2 protein-coding genes and 3 pseudogenes are annotated in these 4031 nt (G+C 41.9%); 2 read left to right on the top strand and 3 right to left on the bottom strand.

The window, feature by feature from the left end:
• Positions 1–381 precede the first annotated feature (381 nt).
• Positions 382–494: pseudogene (locus L691_RS34085) on the top strand (IS3 family transposase); the annotation flags it as partial.
• 177 nt (positions 495–671) lie between these two features.
• On the opposite strand, the gene L691_RS0117535 reads toward L691_RS34085, so the two are convergent.
• The 3 genes and pseudogenes from L691_RS0117535 to L691_RS0117525 form a co-directional block, all read right to left on the bottom strand.
• The gene (locus L691_RS0117535; protein WP_025691725.1) at positions 672–1217 is read right to left on the bottom strand and encodes a GerMN domain-containing protein; all 546 of its coding nucleotides are present in this window, start codon (positions 1215–1217) and stop codon (positions 672–674) included.
• A gap of 31 nt (positions 1218–1248) precedes the next feature.
• Positions 1249–2730 (bottom strand): N-acetylmuramoyl-L-alanine amidase family protein, encoded by a 1482-nt coding sequence (locus tag L691_RS0117530; RefSeq protein ID WP_025691724.1) that lies wholly within the window; start codon positions 2728–2730, stop codon positions 1249–1251.
• Between the two features lie 420 nt (positions 2731–3150).
• Positions 3151–3591: pseudogene (locus L691_RS0117525) on the bottom strand (IS3 family transposase); the annotation flags it as partial.
• 234 nt (positions 3592–3825) lie between these two features.
• On the opposite strand from L691_RS0117525, the pseudogene L691_RS31410 reads away from it, so the two are divergent.
• A pseudogene (locus L691_RS31410) lies at positions 3826–4031 on the top strand (class I SAM-dependent methyltransferase); the annotation flags it as partial.

The raw sequence follows: 4031 nt of genomic DNA, 5'->3' as shown, positions 1-4031 counted from the left end.
CCCCCCCGCCATATCAGCCCTGCTGGACCGGGCGGCGGGTGAAGGGCTCGTCCCCCCAATCGATCCGGTGCTACTGCGTTAGCTGCACGGCAGCCGCCAAACGTCAAATCCCCCGGGAATGCTTCTTGCCTGAAGCACTCCCGGGGGATTTTTTCGTGAACAAGCCGTTCCTAACAGCGCAGCATCGGAAGAACGCATTTCAGAACCTCCTAAGCTCCTGCCGTTTATACCCCATCATTGCCCACAGCCTCTTTTGTAAGCCCTTTCTATCACAATTTATGTAACTCAACGTCATTCGTCGTAGCCTCCATAGATTTCTAACATAGAATGTACTATTAAGTTGAAAAAGAGCCATTTAAGCTTTTTATACTACATGGTTAGTTTAAAACCGAACTTGAGAAATACATCGAATATTACAACCACAAACGGATTGAGCAAAACTAAAAGGCATGAGCCCAGTACAGTACCGGATTCATGCACTTCAGGTAGCCTAGCTATATCCACTGTCTAACTTTATGGGGTGACTTCATATAACGGCTGTCTTTTCTATTCTATTAGAAACGATAATTAATGAGGATGCTATTGCGTGTGTATCTTTCTTTGATATCACTGTAAGTACAGAAAAAACAGCCGATTCTAATAGGAAATTCGGCTATTTTTCAAGAGAATATTTATTCACGGTTTATTGGGTGATCCAATTCTGCATGGCCCATTAGACTTTCAGGTGATTCTCCATCGACAAGCAGATCGATGCTGTGAACTTCCTCAAACTGAAAAAATGTTTCTCTAAGTGCATCTAGGGCTAGAAGCTCTCCTCCAGCACCTAATCTTGCTTCATCCGGAATATGCACATCTAATGTCAACATTCCTTGATCGAATTTTGTTGACAGTAAATTAATCTTGTTCCACAAGGAGACCAACTCGGTTTGATCCTTACTCTGGAGAGCGGCAAACGTCTTACTGTATTTGTCGGAGTTATCTTCAAAAGTAATTTCCTTCGTACTCTTCTCTAGTTGGGTTAGTTGAGCATCAACGTAATAAACTTGAATTTCTTGAGTTTGCTTGTTCTCCTCTTCCTGATTAGCTTCCGGTGGCTGTACAGTACTTGCAGGATTAGAACCTTGTACCGGCCCTGAAGAAGTGTGCTTGTTTCCACAACCTACGGCTAATAAACTGATTGCACATACTAAGATAGCAAGATGAATCCCTTTTTTCATAGAAGCACATCCTCTTGAGTTTTTTGCTGTCTTATAGCTTCAGATATTCTTTTATCCCATCTACGATGGCTTGAGCCGCTTTGGCTTGAACACTCTCTGACATCATAGCCTCTTCTTCAGACTTATTACTTAAAAAGCCCACTTCGAGAAGAACTGCGGGCATCTTTGTTTCTCGAATGACTTGTAAGCTGCCGTTTTTTACACCACGATCTTTTAGTCCCAATGCTTTGACCAAATGCTTATGAACGATGTTTGCAAGTTCCTTACTACTTGCACGCTGGTAATAGAACGTCTCGGTTCCCGTTGTTTGTGGGGAAGAGAGCACGCTGTTTCCATGTATGGATACAAACACATCCGCATTTAAATCGTTAGCTAATTTAACCCGTTCTGAACGTGTAGGATAAACATCTGTTTCGCGAGTCATGACCACTTCTATTTCGGGCTCTTGTAACAAGATCGCCTGAACTTTAAGGGCTAAAGCAAGGTTAAAATGCTTCTCATGTTTGTTTGTAATACTTGTTGTACCTGGATCACTTCCTCCATGCCCTGGATCAATAACTACAATTTTTTTGCCAGAACCACTAATCGGGGTTGCTGGTGTCGGATCGTTTACCATATCCAGATCAAGAATGAATTTGCCGGTGATGTATTGTTGATTATAATTAACCGAACTTACATTGTTTAATTCAATAACTATTCGAACTTGGGCTGGATCATTCTTGAAAAGAGAATAGCGCACTTCAGTAAGATTCGGAATATCACCAGTACTAAGCTTCCCCATGGATCCAGTTGGCACTGGTTGACTCATATTACCGAAATCCGTAGCTGGGAAATCCACTACAATACGTTCGGGATTTTTCAGTGTAGTAATCACTGGAGTAACCTCACGGTCTAGAGAGACGACAAGTTGATTGTTTGCATAATTTAATTCGTGAATAAGGTTAGTTGTCGCGTCACTCTGTGGAGTAATCTCACGGTCTAAAGAGACAACGGGTTGATTGTCTGCATAATTTATTTCGTCAACAAGGTTAGTTGTCGCGTCATTCTGACTACCGTTGGCAGGAGACGATGGTGGTGAAGTAGTGCTTGCTAGAGTAACTATCTTTTCTTTGTTATTCCAGCCTACCCTCAAGCCCATTTCTTCACTAACAAACCGAATTGGAACTACAACGGTATTTTTGATTATTTGTGGGGCAATATTGAGAAAAACCGCACTGTTTCCCACGTAAGCCTCTTGCTTTCCAACAGTTAATGTGATTGTTTTAGAGCCTTGTTGAATATTTACATTTTGTGTTTTTTGATCCCAATTCACGTTAAACTTTAAGTTCTCAGCTACCACTCGAATGGGAATCATAATATTGTTGCGAACATTTACGACTTCAACTTCATTAGGCAGATTTAGTTCCTGGCCATCTAAAATAATTTTTGTTTGAGTTGTTGCTGCATGAGACTGAACTGGCATGAACAATAGTATTAGTGCACTAAATAAAAACAATAGTATTGATTTTTTCATTTTACACCTCGATTTAAAATTAACGTCTTACATAACCCTAGAATTTAGAGAGTCATCAAGTATGCGGGGTATTAACAATCACCTCCAGCGATCCGCCCGTTAGCTCAAGAACACTAACTGCTTGATTGTTATATTATTCTACATTTATACATAATTATCCTGTTTATCCGAAAAATTTTACGGAAATATATATAATTGTGACATATTGGACAGATTGAATTATAGTGTTACTGGAAAGGGCATCCTTCTCCTCATATATAGGACGTATTAAGCAATAGAATAGTTACCGTATGATGTAGATTTTTGAAGAGATTGTTCTAAGGGAGATTTAGTAAATAGGATAGTGAGAGAAGGCTACTTTTGATTAACCCGGGAGGAGTGTGCCTCTGTCAATAGAGTAGACACAAAGAATCGAGAAAATTATGCAGTGAATCGGTACGTACGTTCGTACTCATTGGGCGTAGAGTACCCAATTGCTGAATGGATTCTCTTTCCATTGTAGAAACAAGTAATGTATTCAAAAATGCGTTTCTTGGCTTCCTTGCGTGTTTTGAATTTTTCTAAGTAGACGAGTTCTTTCTTGAGCACACTGTGGAACGATTCGATGCACGCATTATCATAACAGTTCCCTTTACGGCTCATGCTGCCTTTCATCTTATAGGTGCGCAGTCGCGCTTGGTAGTCATGGGAAGCGTACTGACTGCCACGATCCGAATGATGCAGCACCACACCACGAGGCCGCTGCTGGCTGTAGGCACGATCCAGCGCCGTTAACACCAGTTCTTTCGTAATTCGCTGATCCATGTGGAAGCCAACGATTTTACGACTGTACAGGTCCATGATGCTCGCCAAATACAGCCAAAGCCAAAATTAATACTCCTTTATAATAATTTTTGGCACTTTCATATAACTCCATTCTACGAACTTCTCAAACATCACGCTATGCTTGATATTACAGAATTTCTCATATGCCTTGAAATTTTCCTGCATCGTCTATTTTCCCCCCTCCCTTACAAACACCGCATCATTTACCGCAGCCTCCGCATAAACTGGTATAATATCCATCCAAATACTTGGGAAACGGAGTGTTCGTCCATGATACCCGACGGAAATCACCATTCCAATATCATACGCTTCACCGGCTTTCAAAATGAGTACGACCGTTACCGACCGGAGGCGCCCAGGCTTGTGACTGAACTGCTTACGGGCTATTTGGGAAAAAGACCCGCCCTCGTCGTGGATCTCGGCTGCGGAACCGGGCTGTCCACCTTCTTGTGGCGGACGGCCGCCGACACCATCAT

Origin of the sequence: Paenibacillus zanthoxyli JH29 (genome assembly GCF_000520715.1) — a bacterium.
Taxonomy (GTDB): domain Bacteria; phylum Bacillota; class Bacilli; order Paenibacillales; family Paenibacillaceae; genus Paenibacillus_AQ; species Paenibacillus_AQ zanthoxyli.
Note: the sequence above shows the minus strand (reverse complement) of the source record. Positions and strands in the feature narration are given on the sequence as shown.

What these genes read in the sequence shown, in the direction of transcription:
- L691_RS0117530 (WP_025691724.1), bottom strand. Translation starts at nt 2,730, where the DNA reads ATGAAAAAATCAATACTATTGTTTTTATTTAGTGCACTAATACTATTG.
- L691_RS0117535 (WP_025691725.1), bottom strand. Translation starts at nt 1,217, where the DNA reads ATGAAAAAAGGGATTCATCTTGCTATCTTAGTATGTGCAATCAGTTTA.